Raw genomic sequence first — 17,910 nt, 5'->3', positions numbered from 1 at the left:
GCCCCGCGTCTCACCTCGCGCTCGCCCACCGGCGGCACAAACGCCGAGAGGGCGGCCGGGGCCGCCCTCTCGGACATGTCCTCACGGACAGTCGATGCTCGGTCTCAGGCGACCGAGACGCCGATGCCCTTGCGCGCCTTGAAGTAGTCCTCGCTGATGCTGTAGAGGACCAGCTCCCTGATCTTGTCCTTCGGCGTCATGGCCGAGCCGAAGGCGGCCTGCTCCTGGGAGATCAGGTGCGCGGCGGTGATGAGGTCGTCGCACAGCAGGAAGCCGATGCGGTACGCCGTGATCTCGGTGCCGAGCGCCCACTTCTTCACGTCGGTGGAGCCGCCGGCCTCGACGAAGCGGCGCATGAGGCTGCGCATCTGGTCGCGGGCGTTGGCGGGCAGACGCGAGAGGATCTCGCGGGCGATCTGGTCGAGCTCCTGGCGGTTGCCGCCGGTCTCCATGTCGCACATGTGCATGCAGGCGAGGAACACCTGCTTGAGGTTCTGCGGCGAGCGGTCGAGCGCGACGTAGGCGTAGTGCGGCAGGTAGAGGTCGGACATGTACCGGCCGAGGGCGAAGGCGAGGTGCTTCTCGTTCTTGCCCTTGAGCAGGTTCTGGAACACGACCATCGTCGGGTGGACGCGACCGTCGCGCTGCGCGTTGAGCAGCGAGACATCGCCGGGGTCGTCCGGCCGGAGGTAGAGGTCCGGCTGGCCGACGTTGAGCAGCTGCATGACGTACTTGGCCATGCGGGACACGGGCGCCGGATCGGTGTTGATGTCCGTGCGCTCGTTGGGCTTGAGGTACGCGGGCAGCGGGTTGGCGCGCCAGGCCGCGATCGCCGGGGCGATCGAGCCGAGGATGCCGGTGAGGTACAGGTCCTCGTCCGGGTGGAACACGTGGCGGCGGAGGATCTCCTCCGAGAGCCGCTGACGCGCCTGCCGGAACTCGTTCGAGGCGTACTTGTCGTGGATCTGCTGCTCCTCGGGCGTGGCCTGCTTGAGGAACACCAGCGTGCGGGCGAGGCAGTAGGCCTTATCGAACTGGTTGCTCTTCCGGTAGATGTTGAAGAGCGCGTGGTAGCTCTCGTAGCGGAAGGGCTCCTGGGCGATGAGGATCTGGTGCTCCTTGACCGCCTGCGTGGCGTACTCCTGCGGGTTGTCCTGCATGAGCGCCTCGTAGAGCTCGGCCAGCAGGTAGTGCCGCTCGGTGTTGCCCGGGTCGAGCTTGGCCGCGACCTCGAACGCCGCGGTGGCCGCCTTGAAGTCCTTCAGGCGCGTCCGGTAGATCTCCGCGAGGTTCGACCACAGGGTGATCTTCAGGTCGCCCATGCCGTCGGCCGGGAGCCGCTTCAGCATCTTCCGGTACGAGCGCTCGAGGGTCTTCCAGTCCTTCGACTTGGTGACCATCGCGTCGATCGCCTGGAACGCCTTCAGGTACGACGGGTCGTCGTCGAGCACCGAGTTGAAGCGGTCGATCGACTCGTCGTGGGCCTTGAGCTCGTCGCGGAGCAGCACCGCCGCGGTGTAGTTGTACTTCGAGCGCCGCTTCGGGTCCTTCTCGATCTCGACGATGCGGTCGATGATCCGGACCGACTCCTCCCACTGCTTGTTGCGGGTGTAGATGTCGAGCAGCGTGTGCAGCAGCGGGTAGTCCTTCGGCTGCAGGTCGAGGGCGTTCTGATAGGCCGCCGCCGCCTTCTGCCAGTTCCCGAGCTTCTCGAGGTACAGCTTGCCGATCTCGTTGTAGATCGCCGCCTGGGCGTCGCCGGTGGCGGCCACGTCGATCATGGCCCGCTTGGCCTGGATGACGCCCTCCCAGTCGCTCGCGCCCGTCTGCAGCTCGATGACCGCGTTCAGGGTGGCGAGGTCGTGCGGATCGACCTCGAGCGCCTTCTCGAGGTAGTTGAGCGCCTTCCGCGGCTCGTTCTGCCGCTTCTTGATCATGCCGAGGCGGTAGTAGACGAGCACCGTCTCGGACGAGCTCTGGGTGTCGCGGTGCTGGACCAGGATCGTCTGGTACAGCTTGAACGCCTTCTCCCAGTCCTCCTTCTCGAACAGCAGGTCGGCCATGCCGACGAGCACCTCGCGGTTGGTCGCGTCGATGTCGTAGGCGCGCTTGAACTGCTTCAGGGCCTTGTCGCCGTTGCCGAGCTTGCGCGCCACCTTCGCGGCCCGCAGGTACAGGTCGCGCTGGTCCTGGTCGCCGAGCCCGAGCTGGTCGGCCTTGCGCGTGAGGACGTCGAAGATCGGGTCGGCGTCGGCGAAGCGGCCCTCGTCGTAGTAGATCTGGCCAATCACGCGGCCGACCTTGACGTGCTCCGGATCGAGCTTGAGCACCTCGGCGAACAGCGCGACGGCCTTGTCCTTGTTCTCGAGCTCCTCGTAGTAGATGAAGCCGGCCTCGGCCGCGAGCGCGATCTTCTCGAGCTTGGTGTTCGAGTAGCCGAACGCCGCCTCGAGGTTGCGCGCCGCCTTGAGCCAGTCGCGCCGGCCCTTGTACAGCTCGGCGAGGCTGACGATCGCCGGCACGTAGCCCGGGTCGATCTCGGTCGCCTGGGTCAGGCGCCGCTCGGCCTCGTCGAGCTGGGTCAGCTTCTCCTGGTAGACCTGGCCCATGCGGGTCAGGTGCTGCACGCGGACCGCCGGGTCGCGCGACAGCTCGACCAGGCGCGCCAACGTCTTGAGCGCGGCCGGCCAGTCCTCGATCTGCTCCTGCAGGCGAGCGAGCGTGACCGCAGAGTCGAAGTGCTGCGGGTTCAGCTCGAGGATCTCGCTGTAGGTCTCGATCGCGCGGTCGATGTCCTGGATCTGCTTCTCGTAGACCTGGCCCATCGCCACCAGCAGCTCGGTCTTGGCGGCCGGAGCCGTGGTGACCGCGATGTGGTTGCGGTAGGTCTCGACCAGCTCGGTCCACTTCTCGAGCCTGGTGTACAGGTCCTCGAGCTGGCGGTAGGTCGAGTCGCGGTACTTGTCGAGGAGCAGGATCTTCTCGAGCGCCTCGGCCGCCCGCGCCGGGTCCTGGGCCAGGTTGACGTGCGCGGCCGCCATGCGGTCGTAGATCGCGATCTGCTCGTCGCGCACGGTGGTGGTGTCGAGCTCGGCCTCGAGGACGCCGAGGTACTCCGGGACGTTGCCGCCCGCCAGGTACAGGCGCTCGAGCGCCGCCAGGGCCTCGCGGTCGCCCGGCTCGGAGTCGACGATGCTGCGGTAGGTCTCGACCGCCGCCGCCGCGTCGCCGAGCTGACCCTCCTGGACGCCGCCGATGCGCTTGCGCAGGGCGATGACCTGCTCCGGCTCGTCGAGCGTGCCGACGCGCCGCTCGAGCACGTGGACGAGGTCCTGCCACTGACCCTGGTTCTGGTGGAGCCGGGCCAGCGCGTCGAGGGCGTTGATGTTCTCGCCGTCGATCTCGAGCACCTTGCGGTAGCTCTCGATCGCCGCCGGGATGTCGCCGAGCCCGCCGTCCTGGACCTCCGCGAGCTGCGTCAGCGTGCGGATCTGGATGTTCGGGTCGGTCTCGAGCGGGACGATCCGCGCCAGCGTCTTGGCCAGCTCGACGTTGTTCATCGCCCGGCGGTAGAAGCCGGCCTGCTCGCGCAGCGCGTTGATGTTGTTGGCGTTGAGCTTGAGCGCCTCTTCGAGCGACTTGAGGCCGTAGTCGACGCGGTTGAGGTGCTCGCCGTACCAGCGGCCGATCTTCACCCACAGCTCGGCCTGCTCGCTCTTGTCGGGGATCGAGCGGACGATGCCGTTGTACTCGTTGAGCAGCTCGCCCCACTTGTTGGCCTGGGTGGCGAGGCGCTCGAGCTCGCGCGAGGTGTCCTCGTTGGCGTAGTCGATGTTGAACGCGTACTTGAGGACCTCGAAGGCGTTGTCCGGGTCGTCCTGGTTCTCCTCGAAGACCTTGGCCATCTTCTGGTAGGTCGAGACCTTGAACTTGGCGTCGTCGAAGATCTCGACCTGCCGCAGGTAGAGCTCGATGAGCTCGCCCCACGCCTCGGTCTCGCGGTAGATGGTCTCCAGCGCCTCGTGGGCCGGCATGTAGGCCTGGTCGAGGTCGAGGATCTCGAGGTAGGCGCCGGCGGCCTCGGTCTTGTTGCCGAGCTGCTGCTCCCAGATCGCGGCGATCTGCATCAGCACGTCGATCTTCTCGGGCGCCGACTCGACGACCTTGCGCTTCTTCTCGAGGACGCGGATGACCTCGTCCCAGCTGGCCTCGCTGCTGTGCAGGCGCTCGAGCGCCGCCAGGGCCTCGAGGCTGTTGGGCTCGAGCTCGAGGACGTGGCGCCAGGCAGCGATCGCCGCCTGGGTGTCCATGAGGTACTCCGCCTGGATCCGGCCGACCTGGGCGTAGTAGGCCCGCAGCTGCTCGGTGCCGAGGACGCCCGGCCCGAGCTCGATCAGGTTCGAGAGCACGTCGTTGAGCTCGACCCACGACTCGTTGCGCTGATAGATCGCGTGGAGCGCGGTCAGCGTGTCGAGGTCGCGGCCGTTGAGCTCGCGGGCGTTGAGCCACGCGTCGAGGCTGTTGCGCTCCTTGCCCAGCCGGTCGCCGTAGACGTGGGCGAGCTGCTGGTAGATCGCAACCTTGTCGTTCGGGTCCTCGACCGCGAACACCTGCCGCTCGAGCACCTCGGCGAGGTCCTCCCACCGCTGCGAGCGCTCGTGCAGCACGGCCAGCTCGCCCAGCGCGAGCGGGTCCTCGCCGCGCAGCTCGAGCACCTTGCCCCACAGGTCGACGGCGGTCTCCTCGCGGCCGAGAGCCTCGGCGGCGATCTTCGCCATGCGCTGGAAGCAAGCCGCGCTGTCCTCGTCGGTGTTGGCGATCGCGGACGTGCGCTCGTACGTGTTGTACAGGTCCTCCCAGCGGGCGGCGACGAGGTACAGCGCCTCGAGCCGCTCGAGGGCGCGCAGGTTGTTGCCGTCGATGTCGAGGGCGCGGTTGTAGGCGGCGATCGCGGCCTCGGGGTTGGCCAGCCACTGCTCGAAGGCAGAGGCGAGGCGCATCTCGAGGTCGACGAGGATCTCGCCGTCCATGGTCGCCTGGATCCGGCGCTGCAGGATCTCGGCGAGCTCCTCCCAGCGACCGGTCTCGGTGTACAGGCGGTCGAGCGCCTGCAGCCCCTCGGCGTGGTCGGGCACCAGCGCGAGCAGCCGGTTGTAGACCTCGATGGCCCGCGCGCGGTCGCCGATCCTGGTCTCGAGGACCTGTCCCGAACGACTGAGCACGGCGACCCGGGCGTCCTGCGGCAGGCCGGTGTTCTCGAGGATCTGCTCGCCGACGTCGACGATGTAGCCCCACTCCTGCGTGAGCTCGGCGAGGCGCTCGATCTCCTCGGCGACGCGCTCGCTCAGCGGGTCGTCCATGTACGCGCGCAGCCACCAGTAGTACGCCTGGCCGGCGTCGCCCAGCTGCTGCTCGCAGATCTGCGCGGTGTTCTCGATGATCTGCAGCCGCTCCGCGGTGTCCGCGGTGGCGTTGAGCTTGACGTCGGCGAGCTTGATCAGCGCGTCCCAGTTGCGCGACGCCTGATACAGCGGCTCGAGGATCGAGGCGATCTCGCTCTGGTGCTCGCCCTCGGCGAAGATCAGCTCGAGCGTGGCCTGCGTGGCCGAGCTGTCGGGGTCGATCTCGAGGATCGTCCGGTAGGCCTCGATGGCCTTCGGCAGGTCCTGGATGTTGTTCTGGTAGATCTGGCCCATCCGGTACTGCAGGGCGATGATCTCCTGCTCGTCCGTGGTGATGGCGATCTGCCGGCGCAGGTTCTCGACCAGCGGCTGCCAGCGCTCGAGGCCGGTGTAGATCCGGTCGAGCTGGGCGATCGCGTCGCGGTTCTCGCCGTCGATGTCGAGGATCGCGAGGTAGCGCTCGATCGCGTCGTCGATGCGGTTCAGCTTGGTCTCGAGCACGACCGCGAGGCGGTGCAGCATGCCGACCTTGGTCGCCGGATCGGGGATCGTGGCGGCCTGATCGGCCAGCAGGCCGGCGAGCTTCTCGTGGTCGCCCGTGACCTCGGCGAGGCGGTGGAGCTGACCCAGAGTGGCCTCGTGGGTCGGCTCGATCACCAGCGCGCGGGCGTAGGCGGCGAACGCCTGCTCGAACTGCTGCAGCTGCCGCTCGTGGATCGCGGCGATCTGGTGCAGCAGCTCGATCTGCTGCGCCGGATCCTGGGTCTGCTTGACCATCACCTCGTAGATGTCGACCAGCTTCTCCCACTCGGCGAGCTGGTTGTAGAACGGCGCCAGCACCTCGGCGGCGAGCATCGGCTGGTCCTCGCCGTGGACGATGCGGTCGAGCGCGGCGATCGTCGGCGCGTGGTCGGGCGCGTGCGTGAGGGTGTCACGGTAGGCCTCGACGGCGCGGACGATGTCGGCCAGCTGGGTCTCGTAGAGCCCGCCGATCCGGTGCCGCAGCGCGGTCTTCTCGTCGCGCTGCGGCGCGACCTCGACGGCCCGCTCGAGGATCCCGAGCTGGTCCTGCCAGCGCTCGGCCTGGCCGTAGAGGCGGTCGAGCGCCTGGATGGCGTCGTAGTCGGCCGGCTCGAGGTCGAGGATCGAGCGGTAGGTCTCGATCGCCTGCTCGACGTCCTTGAGCTTCTCGTCGTAGATGGGGCCGAGCTGGTGCAGCCAGTAGCGCCGGTGCTCGGGCGACTCCGCGAGCTCCGTCTTGCGGCGGTAGATGTCCTTGAGATTCTCCCACGCCTCGGTCTGCGTGAACAGCTTGGCCAGGGCGTCGAGCGCGGCGGCGTCGGCGTCGTCGAGCGCGAGGACCTGCTGGTACAGGCTGATCGCGCCGGCCGGGTCCTCCATCGCGGTCTCGCGGGTCTGGGCGGCGTAGAGGAGGAGCGCCTTGCGGTCGGCGACCTCGGTGACCATCTCCGACTTGCGCACCACCGCCTCGACGAGCGCGTTGAAGTTCGAGCTCTTGAGGTGGAGGTTGATCAGCGCGTCGACGGCCTCGAAGTTGCCGGGGTCGACGCCGAGGATCCGCTCGTAGCTGGACGCGGCCTGGGCGACGTCCTCGAGCACCAGCTCGTAGATCTGGGCGATCTTCACCAGCAGGCGGATGATGAGGGCGTCGTCGACGATGTCGGGGATCGACTCGTCGTAGAGGGCGACGAGGCGCGGGTAGTCGCCGAGCTGGCGGGCCAGCGTCTCGAGCCGCTCCTGCGTGGTCTCGTTGCTCGGGTCGACCTTGAAGGCGCGGCCGAGGGCGTCGAAGGCCTTGCTCTGCTCCTCACCGGCGATCTCGTAGAGCTCGGCGATGCGGTGCAACAGGCCGATCTTCTCCTCGGCGTCGCCCGCGTGCGTCACCATGATCTCGTACGCCTGGATCAGCCGCGGCCAGTTGTTGTTGGCGCGGTAGAACGGCTCGAGGGTCTTGGCGACGGTGAGCTGCTGCTGCTCATGGGTCAGCAGCGTCTCGAGGGCGGCGAGCGCCGTGGCGTTGCCGGCGTCGAGCGCGAGCACGCGGTGGTAGGTCTCGACGGCCTGACCGGCCTGGTCGAGCTTGGTGAGGCGCAGGTCGCCGAGCCGGAGGTTGAGCTCGATCTGCTTGTCCGGGTCGCTCGACAGCGTCAGTTGCCGCTCGAGGTTCTCGGCCAACTCGACCCACGCGCCGCGCGCGAGGTACAGACGATCGAGGGCGACGATCGCCTGCAGGTTCTCGAAGTCGTCGGCGAGGATCTCGTTGTAGGTGGCGATCGCCTCCTCCTTCTGGCCGAGCATCTCGTCCTGCAGGTAGGCGATGCGGAACCGCAGCTCCTGGCGCTTGCCGCCGTCGCTGGTCAGCGGGATCTGGCTGCGGTAGACGCCGAGCAGCTCGCCCCAGTTCTGGTCGCGGCTGTAGAGCTTCTCGAGCGCCTCGAGCGCCTCGACGTTGTCGGCGTCGACCTCGAGGGCCTTCTTGAAGTTCTCGATCGCCTTGGGCGCGTTGCCGATGCGCTGGTCGTAGAGGCCGGCCAGGCGCATCAACAGCGTGCGCTGCAGCTCGCTCGGCAGGTCGCCGGCGACCGCCTCCTCGAACAGGGCGGCGTAGTCGGCGTAGCGGTTCTCGAGGTGCGCGAGCTTCTCGAGCTCGGCCTGCGCGGCCTCGTTGCGCGGGTCCTGGCGGAAGGCGCGGCTGTAGGCGTCGAACGCCGCGGCCGTGTTGCCGATGCTGTTGGCCAGGATGCCGCCGATCTGCAGCAGGAGGCCGACGCGCTCGTCGACGGTGCCGGCGGCGGCGACCTGGATCTCGAGCGTCTGGACCATCTTCGGCCAGTCGAGCAGGCGCTCGTAGACCGGGAGCAGGATGCCGGCCACGGTGGTCTTGAGCGCGTCGTCCTCGAGGTAACCCTCGAGCCGCTTGCGCGCCTCCTCGTTGGCGGCGTCGACGTCGAGGACCTGGCGGAACAGGTCGACGGCGTCGGACGCCGAGTTCAGCTTGTCCTGCTGGACGATGCCGAGGCGGAGCAGCAAGGTGGCGCGCGCCTCGACATCGTCGGGCGCGGTGACATCGAGCTCGCGGCGCAGGATGTCGGCCAGCTCGGCCCACTTGCCCTGGCCGAGGTACAGGCGATCGAGGGCGGCGAGCACGGCCGGATCCTCGACGCCGGTGGCCAGCACCGCCTCGTAGGCGGCGACGGCCTGGTCGACGTGGCCGAGCTGCTCGTGGATGCTGCCGATCCGGGTCTGGATCGCGCGGCGGTCGTCGTCGTTGCCGGCGAGCGAGAGCTTGGTGCGGAGGACGTTGAGCAGGTCCTCCTCGCGGCCGAGCGCGAGGTAGAGCCGCTCGAGCGAGGTGAGCGCGGTCGGCTCCTCGGCGTTGATCTCGAGGATCGCCTGGTTGGCCGCGAGCGCGGCCTCGAGGTCGCTCGAGCGCTTCTCGTAGATCTCGGCCAGCTTGAGCCGCAGCGGGATGCTGTCGGGGTCGGTGCCGTACTTCTCGATCGCGGCGCGCAGCGACTCGATCTGCTCGGTCCAGGCGCCGATCGACTCGCCGAGGCGGAACAGGTGCTCGCGCGTGTCGGCCTGCGTGTGATCCTCGGTGAAGGCCTGGCTGTAGTAGCTGAACGCCAGCGCCTCGTCCTGGCTGATGCGCTCGGCGAGGTCGGCGAGGCGCCGCAGCAGCGACTGACGCTGCGCCGGATCCTCGCTGTGGTTGAGCTGGATCTTCAGCGGCACCGAGATGTGCCGCTCGTCGTGCGCCTGCTCGTAGAGGTCGATCAGCGCCTCGGCGACGGTGAGGTTGTTGTCGTCGAACGACAGCGCGCGCTCGAGGGCGCGGGTGGCCTTGTCGGCCTTGTCCATGCGCGTCTTGTACAGATCGGCGATCTTGAGCAAGAGCGTGGTGCGGGCCGCCCCCTCGGCGGTCTCGGCCTCGCGCTCGAGCACGCGGATGAACTCGCCCCACTTGTCCTGCTTGGCGTAGAACTCCTGCAGGCTCTCCATGTCGCCGACGGCGAGGTAGAGCTTCTTGAGGGCGTCCTGGGCGCGGCGGTTCTCGGAGTCGAGCTGGTACAGCTGCTCCCAGGCCTTGATCGCGCTGGCGTTGTCATCGAGCTTGTCGCTGTAGTTCGAGCCGAGCTTGACGAGGTAGTTGGCCCGCTTGGCCGGGTCGTTCTCGACCTCGGCGAGCGTGCGCAGCACGCCGGCCAGCTGTGCCCACTCCTTCTCGCGCTCGAGCAGGCCCTCGAGCTGTTCGAGCGCCTCGTGGTGGGTCGGCTCCATCGCCAGGACCTGGTTCCACAGCTCGATCGAGAGCGGGTTCTTCTTGATCTTCGAGACCGCCGTGCGGGCGACGTCGAGCAGCTGCTCCATGCGCTGCGCCGGGCTCTCGATCAGCGTCAGCTCTTTCTGCTGGACGTGGACGAGCTTCTCCCAGTCGCGTCGCTTGGCGTACAGGTCCTTGAGCTTGGTGATCGCCTCGACGTTGTACTCGTCGGCCTCGAGCACCGACTCGAAGCTCTTGATCGCCTCGGCCTGGTTGTTGAACTTGTCGAGGAAGAGGCGACCTGCCTCGAGGTGCAGGGCCGTGCGACCGACCGGATCGGTGGTCAGCTCGGCGCGGCGGCGGATCCTGCTGATGAGGTCCGGCCAGCGCTTCATCTGCTCGAACTGGTTCTGCTGGGTCTCGACGACCTTGAGCAGCGACTCGGTGTCGCCGGCCTCTTCGAGCACCTTCTCGAACGCAGCCAGCGTGGTGACCACGAGGCCGGGCTGACGCAGGTGGTCGCGGTAGATGTCGAGGAGCTGCCAGTACGAGGCCTTGGTGTGCTCGAGGTCGCGGTTCGGATCGCCCTTGAGCTCGTCCTTCAGCAGGTCGGCGACGTTGCTCCACTTGCCGGCCTCGCCGTAGAGCTCCTTGAGGCGCGTCCGCGGGTAACGCTTGCCCGGCAGCTTGCCCATGGCGTCGCGCCAGGCGTCGATCGCCTTGGCGCCACCGGCGGCCTCGGCGGTGCGCGCGGCGTTGTAGATCCGGACCTCCTCGGGGAGGAAGATCTCGCCGTGCATCTCGACGCCCTCGGGCGGGATCGCGGCCAACTCGGCGGCGATCTTGTCGGCGGCGGCCTTCTCCGCGGCTGCCTTCTCGGCGGCGGCACGCTCGGCGGCAGCGGCCTTCTCGGCCTTCTCCGCGGCGGCCTTCTCCGCGGCAGCGGCCCGCTCGGCGGCGACGCGCTCGCGCTCGGCCTTGTCTGCGGCGGCCTTCTCGGCAGCGAGGCGCTCCCGCTCGGCCTTCTCGGCGGCGGCCTTCTCCGCGGCAGCGGCCTTCTCCGCGGCGATGCGCTCGCGCTCGGCGGCCTTCTCCGCGGCGATGCGCTCGCGCTCGGCCCGCTGGGCCTCGGCCTGCTCGGCCGCGGCGCGGTCGGCTGCGACGCGATCGCGTTCGGCCCGCTCGGCCGCCTCGGCCCGCTCGGCCGCGGCAGCCTCCTCGGCAGCAGCCTGCTCGGCGGCGGCACGCTCGGCCGCGGCTTGCTCGGCGGCGGCGGCCTCCGCTGCGGCAGCGGCAGCGCGCTCACCGGCGTCGCTCGCCGGCGCCTCGAGGGGACCGAACGCGCCGACGAATTCGACGACCGTGGGGTGACGCGGCGCGGCCTCGACGGCGTAGGCGAGCAGGCCGCGGGCGCTGTCGACGTCCTGGCGCAGCTTCCACGCGATCTCACCGCCGAGGATCGCGAGCAACGCGGCGTCGGTGGGATCGGTGATGACCGACAGGCCGCGCGCGGCCAGCTCGACCAGGCCCTCCGAATTGCCGGAGCGCTCGGCGGCCTTCTTGAGCATGTGGAACGCGCCGAGGTGCCACTCGACGTCGTTCTCGTCCTTGAGGACGCTGGCCCCGAACGAGTACGCGTACTCGAGCGCCTGACGGAAGAAGTACGCCGCCATGTCGGCGTTGTTGAGGCGCACCTGCCAGATCAGCGCGAACTGACGCAGCAGCGCGACCTTCTGCGCCGGCTCGCGCTCGAGCGCGGCGCGGCGGTCCTGCAGCTTCTGGATGTGCTGCAGGTGACCGCCGCCGGCGAGCAGGGTCTCGGCGATGTAGCCGGCCTCGTCGTTGCTCGGATCGGCATCGAGGGCCTTGAACAGCAGCGGCAGCAGGCGCGGGTCCTCGGGCGCCTCTTGCTGCAAGATCCGCGCGGTGCGGAGGTACAGCGCCGACAGCTGATGGCCGCCGTTCTCGACGTTGGCGGCGAGCGGATCGGCCTGACCGCTCAGCGCGATCAGCTGGTTGTAACAGATGTTCTGCAGCGCGAACTGCCAGTTGCCGCGATCGTAGAGCGACTCCTGGAAGCGGTCCTGGAACTCTTGGTTGCGGCCGTCGGCGCTGGCCGCCGCCTCGAGGTACGGACGCGCCTGCTCGATCTGCCGCAGGTTGAGCAGGGCTCGACCGTAGGCGTAGTTCAGCGCGGGGGCGCGGTCGGGGTCGCGATTGGCCCGCAGCTCGAGCGCCATCAGCTTGGTGACCATCTCGAGGTTGGCCATCTGCTGATAGATCTTGCGCGCCGACTCGAGGGCCTTGAGGTTCTCACGGTCGCGCTTGACGGCCGTCTGGTAGAACGTCATCGCCTTGGCCTTGTCGAGGAGCAACCCCTCGCAGGCCTGAGCCAGGTGGTAGAACGCCGCGGACTGCGCCTGAGGCGTGCCGGCGGAGCTCGCCTGCGACTCGGATTCGTCGATCACCCCGCTCCACTCGGAGACCTCGGTGAGCCGTGACTTGATGCGCGTCGTTACTTCCATCGGAGACCCTGTTTTTTGAGCATTATCGGGGGATTACCCCGGGCTCGGGAGACGGCGGATATACCACGCACCTCGCCGAGCGTTCAACGCGTCCGGAACGATTCAACGCAGGCAGGCCGAGTAGGCCCACCGTGCACGCGACGGGGGACACCCGCGGTGACCCGCGGGGTGACTGATGGTGGATCGGGCCGGGTGGGCCGCGGAGGTCGGGGTGGCGAGCCGTCCCCGAAGGTCCGCGAGGCCCTGCCCTCACGGGTGCCGTCGATCTCGGGCTCAGATGACGTCCTGCATGCGAGCGACCGTGTCGCGCGCCGCCTTGATGAGGTCGGGACGGGCGTCGCCCGCCTTGCCGAGGAAGAGCTCGAGGTTCTCCTTGGCTTCCTTGCGCTGGCGGAGCTCGGCGTAGGCCATGCCGAGGCCGTAGAGCGCGTCGGCGCCGTCCGGGTCGATGGCCTTGGCCTTCGTGTAGGCGTCGATGGCCTCTTTCATCTGCCCGAGCTCGAAGTGGGCACGGCCGAGGCCGTTCCACATGCGCGCGTCCTTGTCGTTGATCTGCGCGCCGGTATCGAGCACCGCCATCGCCACGTTGGCGAAGCCGTAGTCGATGTACATGTTGCCGAGCGAGACGAACGCGGGGCTGTAGCTGGGCTTGATCTCGATCGTCTTGCGGTAGGCGGCGTCGGCCTTCTCCGGCTGATCGAGCTTCTCGTACAGCACGCCCGTGCGGTAGTGGGCGCGGTACATCTTCGGGTCGAGCTTCAACGCCTCCTGGAACGAGTTGATCGAGGCGTTGAACTTGGTCTCGCGCTCCGACGACGACACGCCGTCGGCCTCGCCCTGCGCCTGCTGGACGGCCCCGAGGTCGTACCAGTACTCGGCCTGCGGCTCGGCCTTCATGTTTTCGATCGCGCCCGTGAACGCCTTCTCGGCGTCGACCAGCTTGTTCTGCTTCTTGTAGATCTGGCCGAGAGTGTGGTGCGCGGCGGCGTAGCTCGGGTCGAGCTGAATCGCGTCCTGGATCGCCTTCTCGGCGCCGGCGGCGTTGTTGCGGTCGAACAGTTGGATGCCTTCGTTCATCCGATTGATCGCCTGGACACGATTGCGACTCGCGAGCCCGTTGCAGGCCGAGAGAAGGACAGCGGAGACGACGAGAGCGGCCAGAGGGGAGAGACGACGCATCAGAGACCTTTCCGGATCGCGTGCGGATGATAACGGGCGGGGCTTCTGGTGACAAGGTTGCACGTCGGAGCGACCGTCGGGGGCGCTTCGAGGGCACCTGCGAGGGCTCGCAACCCGATGCGCGTAATCGCGCACAAGCGAACGCCGGCGCAGGCGGCGTCTGCCGTGCTCTGCAGTGTCGAAGTCGTGAGTTGACGCGAGAGCGGGACGCGACGAAGGGCGATCTCCGGCGAAGATCTCCAGGCGCACGAGCGGGTCTTTAAACGCCGAGGCCCGGCGGGTGCCGGGCCTCCTGTCTTTCGAGACATGCTGTCTTTCGAGACAGCCGGTGACGCGTCAGCCCGGCTCGAGGACGAACGGGTACGAGACGATGACCGAGCCGCCGCCTTCGGGCTTGGGGAAGGTCCAGCGCTTGACCGCCTGGGCGATGCAGGAGCCGACGGCCGGGTCCTTCATCGTGCTCTCCTGGACGACCGCGGTGGGCACCTTGCCGGTGCCGCCGATGGTGAACTGGACGGCGACGCGGCCCTTGGCGTTGGGGTCACGCGCGAGGGCCTGGTTGTAGCAGTAGCGGACCTCGTTGATGTGGGCGCGGACGATGCGGCGGATGATGTCCTTGTCGAGCGCGCCCTGGACCTCGGCCTTGGCCTGACGGACCGTGGGGACGCGGGTGCCGCGGCCGCCGAAGCCGGCGCCTGCCCCGCGGCCGTAGCCGGAGCCCGTGCCGCCGCCGCCGCCCTTGCCGATCAGGCCCGTGTTGCCGAGGCCGATCGTGCCCTCGCCGGTGCCGCCGCCGCCGCGGCCGGTGCCGACCAGGCCGAGGCCGCCGACGCCGTACGCCTCACCGATCTCCGTGCCGGTGAGGCCGCCCCACACGTCCGCGTCGTCGTTGCCGACCGCGAACGCGCCGCCGTACGGCGAGGCGAGGAAGTGACCGCTCTCGGCGCTCATGACCCCGAGGATGCCGGCCTGGCGCGCGGCCATGTCGGGGTCGAAGTTGCGGGCCATCTGCGGGATGGCGTCCTTGGGGCCCTTCATCGCGTAGAGGCCGGACTTGTTCTTCGAGGTGGGCTTGCCCATCTTGCCCTCCTCGCCCTTGTGACGCTGACCGGTGCCGCCGGCCTCGTCGTCGGAGTTCTCCATGTCCTCCGGCGGCGGCTCCTCCTCCTCCGGCGGCTTGTCGGGCTGGTTGAGGTAACCGACGAAGCGGTTCTCCTCCATCATCTCGTCGAGGCTGAGGTTGCCGGCCTCGTTGGGGATGAGGTGCGTCAGCACGAGCAGGCTGCCGATGACGACGAACGAGGCGCCGTTGTACAGCCAGAACGGCTTGTCGGTCTCGCTGCCGCCCTTGATCACCGCGCCCGGCGCGACCGAGTTCACGTAGAAGGTGACGTCCTGGTACTTGACCCGCGCGGTCGCTCCGGGCGGCAGCGGGAAGCTGTACGACGAGCCCTGCGAGCCCGCGCGGCCGGTCGCGACCAGCTGCTGCAGCGCGATCGTCTGGCCGTCGAAGGTGACCTCGCCGCTCATGTTCTGCGTGAAGTTGAGCGCGAACTCGTGGTCGCTGCCGCGGACCAGCGGGAAGCCGGTGGGCTCCGGCAGACCGGCCGGCGGCACGTGGAACGACGCCCCGTGGCCCTCGCCGATCGTGAAGTTCTTGTTGACGTAGTCGCCGGTGCGGATGAGGCCCATGCTGAACGGCACGAGGCCCGCGATCGCCAGCAGCATGCCGATCGCCGCCAGGCCGTTTCCGGGCGGGGTCGGCCGCGGCGTGCCCTGCTCGATCGACTCCTGGACCTTCTTGCCGTAGGCGGCCCAGTCCTGGTTCACGTCGCTGAAGAACACCGCCGCGCCGGCGACCAGCATCACCCCGCCGATGGCGAGGAACAGCGGCGCCTGCGACTTGCGGTTCTTCAGCTGGCCGACGTGCTGCACGTCGAGCACCGTCGTGCCGTACATCGCCACGACCTCGGCCACCCGCGAGCCGTTCTGATTCTCGACCTCGCTGAGGTCGATCTGGATCGGGGCGCGCGTCGCCATCGGCGCGGCCACCGGCGCCGCCGCCACGGCCGCCGCCACCGCCACCGGCGCGGCTACCTGCGCCGGCGCCGGCGCGGCCGCGACCTGCTGCTTCACGAAGCCGACCTCGAGCCGGTACGGCCCGAAGTTCAGGGCGTCGCCGTCGTGCAGCACCGCGTTCTTGTCGATCCGCTGGCCGTTCAGCACGGTCCCCGCGGCGCTCCCGAGATCGATCACCCGCACCTCTTCGCCGGACACCTCGATCACGGCGTGCATGCGGGCCACGGCCTCGTCATCAAGGCAAACGTGGCTGCTCTTCAGCTTGCCGATCTTGATGACATCCTGCGTCAGCGTCTGGGTGTCGACGAGCTGATCGCCGTAAAAGACTTTGATAGCGAGCGTCTTGGTGGACATGGTCGGTCCTCGGTCCGGCGGGTTGCGCGGGCAGAGACAGCGGGCTTCGGTGGCGGTTCCCGGGGTTCGGGAGATTGTTCAGAAAGAGATTGTGAGTGAAGGCACGAGCGTCGGGCCAGATCACACGTCGTTGGCCATCTTGATCAGCTCGGGGATGAAGTGCGGGCGGATGGTGATGAGGCTGGCGTGCTTGGTGCGGCCACGGGAGGCGATGTTGGCGCCTTCGGGCGAGAGCAGCTCGCCGTCGACGTTGTCGTCGTCGAAGTCGTAGACCGTGGTGCCGCTCCCGCCCTTGCCCTTGTTGGCGGCAGAGTCGGCGTCCTGATCGCTCGCCGGGGCGGCGAAGGCGGTGGTCGAGGCGAACAGAGTGGTCAGCAGAGTGAGCAGAGCGAGCCGCATGATGAACCTCGTGGAGCGGTCCCCCTGGGACCTTCACGCACCATACCTCGCTCCGGCCAGCCTTGTAAACGCCCGGCCGATGTGATGCAGGGGCAAGCGGGCGGGAACGCGGAGGTACACCGCCTCGGCAGCGAGATCGCTCCGCTCGGCGAGACCAAAGAAAAAGGGACGGCCGTCCGGCCGTCCCTCATGCGCGAATGACGAGCTCGCGATTACTTCGGAGCCGCTGCGCCCGCGGGCGGAGCGCCGGCAGCCGGGGCGCTCCCGGCAGCCTCGGCGGCCTCGGCCTGCTTCTCGAGCTCGAGGAGCCGCTTGCGCTCCTCCTCCTCTTGCTTCTTCGCGATCGCCTCGAGCTCCTTGGCCTTCTTCATCATCTCCTCGGAGACGCGGTTGAAGGCGATGGTCTCATCGATGGTGGCGATGCGGTCCTTGGCCAGCAGGACCTGCTGACTCCACTTCTTGTCGCTCTTCACCGCCTCGATGAACTTGTTGTAGTGGCCCTTGGCGACGTTGATGAGCTTCTCGTTCTGGGCGGTGTCGACATTGTCCTGGGTGCTGATGTGGTCCTGGTACAGCACGCCGAGGTTGTAGAGCGGGCGCGGATCGGAGGCGTTGAGCTTGAGCGCCTTGTTGTAGGAGGCCTCGGCCTCCTTGAACTTCTTCAGGCCGCGCTGCGCCACGCCGAGAGCGAGGTGCGCCTCGGTGTTCTTGGCCTGACGCGAGTCCTTCAGCGCGATCGTGAACGACTTCTCGGCCGTCGCGTAGTCACGGAAGCGGATCGAGATGAAGCCGATGTTGAGGTTCGCCTCGACGTGGTTGGCTTCGACCCGCACCGCCTCCTTGAACGCCTTGAGGGCGTTGACCTGGTCCTGACGCTCGAGCAGGAGCAGGCCCTGGATGTTGTACAGGTCGGCGGACTCGCGGCCCTCGTTCTTGAGCACGCGGACGCCCTGGGTCACCACGAGGTTCGCGAGCACCAGGTACGACTTGTCCTTGGTGTGACCGCGGTCGTAGTAGATGCGCGCGAGGTTCTCGTAGGCGCCCTGGTTGCCGGAGTCGAGCGCGAGCACGCCCTGGATCGACTTCTCCACCTCGTTGAAGACGTTGATGTCGGAGTTGCCGATGTACTGGTTGCGCAGCAGGCCGGCGACGTTGTTGCGGGCGGCGCGAGCGGACAGCTTGTTGGCCTCGACGCCCTTCTTGAACATGTCGAGGGCCTTCGACTCCTGGCCCTTCTTCCAGTAGATGACGCCGAGGTTGTTGTAGGCGAGGTCGAACTTCGGCGCCTGGGAGATGAGCTGGGAGTAGATGCCCTCGGCCTTGTCGGACTGGCCGCACTCCTCCCAGACGACGCCGGAGTTGAACTGCGCCAGCGCCATCTGCACGCCGTGGGTCTTGTAGACCTTCTGGAACGCGCCCGCGACGCGCTCGCACTCGTCGCCGCTGAGCTTGCCGTCGCTCTTGGCCGCGTTGTAGGTCTTCACGGCCTCGGCGAAGTCGTTCTTGGCCTCCTTCGAGGCCTCGGCCGGCGCGGGCCCGCTCGGCCCGCCGCCGCCACCGCCGCCGCCGCCATCGGGGTTCTCGGTGCCGGTCTTGTTCTTTCCGCAGGCCGTCATTGCGACAGCCAGGGCGCCGATGCTTGCGATCTTGATCAGGTTACGCATGGTGGTCGCTCCTTTGCTGGCTG

At 68.3% G+C, this 17,910-nt stretch carries 5 protein-coding genes; all 5 read right to left on the bottom strand.

All coding sequences use genetic code 11. The features are described 5' to 3' along the window. Positions 1–104: 104 nt before the first annotated feature. The 5 genes from K7C98_RS03395 to K7C98_RS03375 all read right to left on the bottom strand — a co-directional run bounded on the left by K7C98_RS03395 (position 105) and on the right by K7C98_RS03375 (position 17,887). On the bottom strand, positions 105–12,212 hold the full coding sequence (locus tag K7C98_RS03395) for a tetratricopeptide repeat protein (protein WP_224190041.1): 12,108 nt from the start codon (positions 12,210–12,212) through the stop codon (positions 105–107). A 273-nt stretch (positions 12,213–12,485) separates the two neighbouring features. After that, complete coding sequence (locus K7C98_RS03390) at positions 12,486–13,289, bottom strand: tetratricopeptide repeat protein (protein WP_224190040.1); 804 nt, start codon at positions 13,287–13,289, stop codon at positions 12,486–12,488. Positions 13,290–13,727: 438 nt separating this feature from the next. Then, the gene (locus K7C98_RS03385) at positions 13,728–15,824 is read right to left on the bottom strand and encodes an AgmX/PglI C-terminal domain-containing protein (protein ID WP_224190039.1); all 2,097 of its coding nucleotides are present in this window, start codon (positions 15,822–15,824) and stop codon (positions 13,728–13,730) included. A 120-nt stretch (positions 15,825–15,944) separates the two neighbouring features. Further along, the gene (locus tag K7C98_RS03380; protein WP_224190038.1) at positions 15,945–16,223 is read right to left on the bottom strand and encodes a hypothetical protein; all 279 of its coding nucleotides are present in this window, start codon (positions 16,221–16,223) and stop codon (positions 15,945–15,947) included. A gap of 212 nt (positions 16,224–16,435) precedes the next feature. Further along, entirely contained in the window at positions 16,436–17,887 is a 1,452-nt protein-coding gene (locus tag K7C98_RS03375; RefSeq protein WP_224190037.1) for a tetratricopeptide repeat protein, read from the bottom strand. Positions 17,888–17,910: the final 23 nt, after the last annotated feature.

The organism is Nannocystis pusilla (genome assembly GCF_020073745.1).
GTDB classification, from domain to species: Bacteria; Myxococcota_A; Polyangia; order Nannocystales; family Nannocystaceae; genus Nannocystis; species Nannocystis radixulma.
The sequence above is the reverse complement of the archived record's forward strand: the minus strand, read 5'-3'. Positions and strand labels throughout refer to the sequence as shown.

Excerpts from the sequence above, each read along its gene's own strand:
- K7C98_RS03395 (WP_224190041.1), bottom strand. The coding sequence starts at position 12,212 with ATGGAAGTAACGACGCGCATCAAGTCACGGCTCACCGAGGTCTCCGAG.
- K7C98_RS03390 (WP_224190040.1), bottom strand. The coding sequence starts at position 13,289 with ATGAACGAAGGCATCCAACTGTTCGACCGCAACAACGCCGCCGGCGCC.
- K7C98_RS03385 (WP_224190039.1), bottom strand. The coding sequence starts at position 15,824 with ATGTCCACCAAGACGCTCGCTATCAAAGTCTTTTACGGCGATCAGCTC.
- K7C98_RS03380 (WP_224190038.1), bottom strand. The coding sequence starts at position 16,223 with ATGCGGCTCGCTCTGCTCACTCTGCTGACCACTCTGTTCGCCTCGACC.
- K7C98_RS03375 (WP_224190037.1), bottom strand. The coding sequence starts at position 17,887 with ATGCGTAACCTGATCAAGATCGCAAGCATCGGCGCCCTGGCTGTCGCA.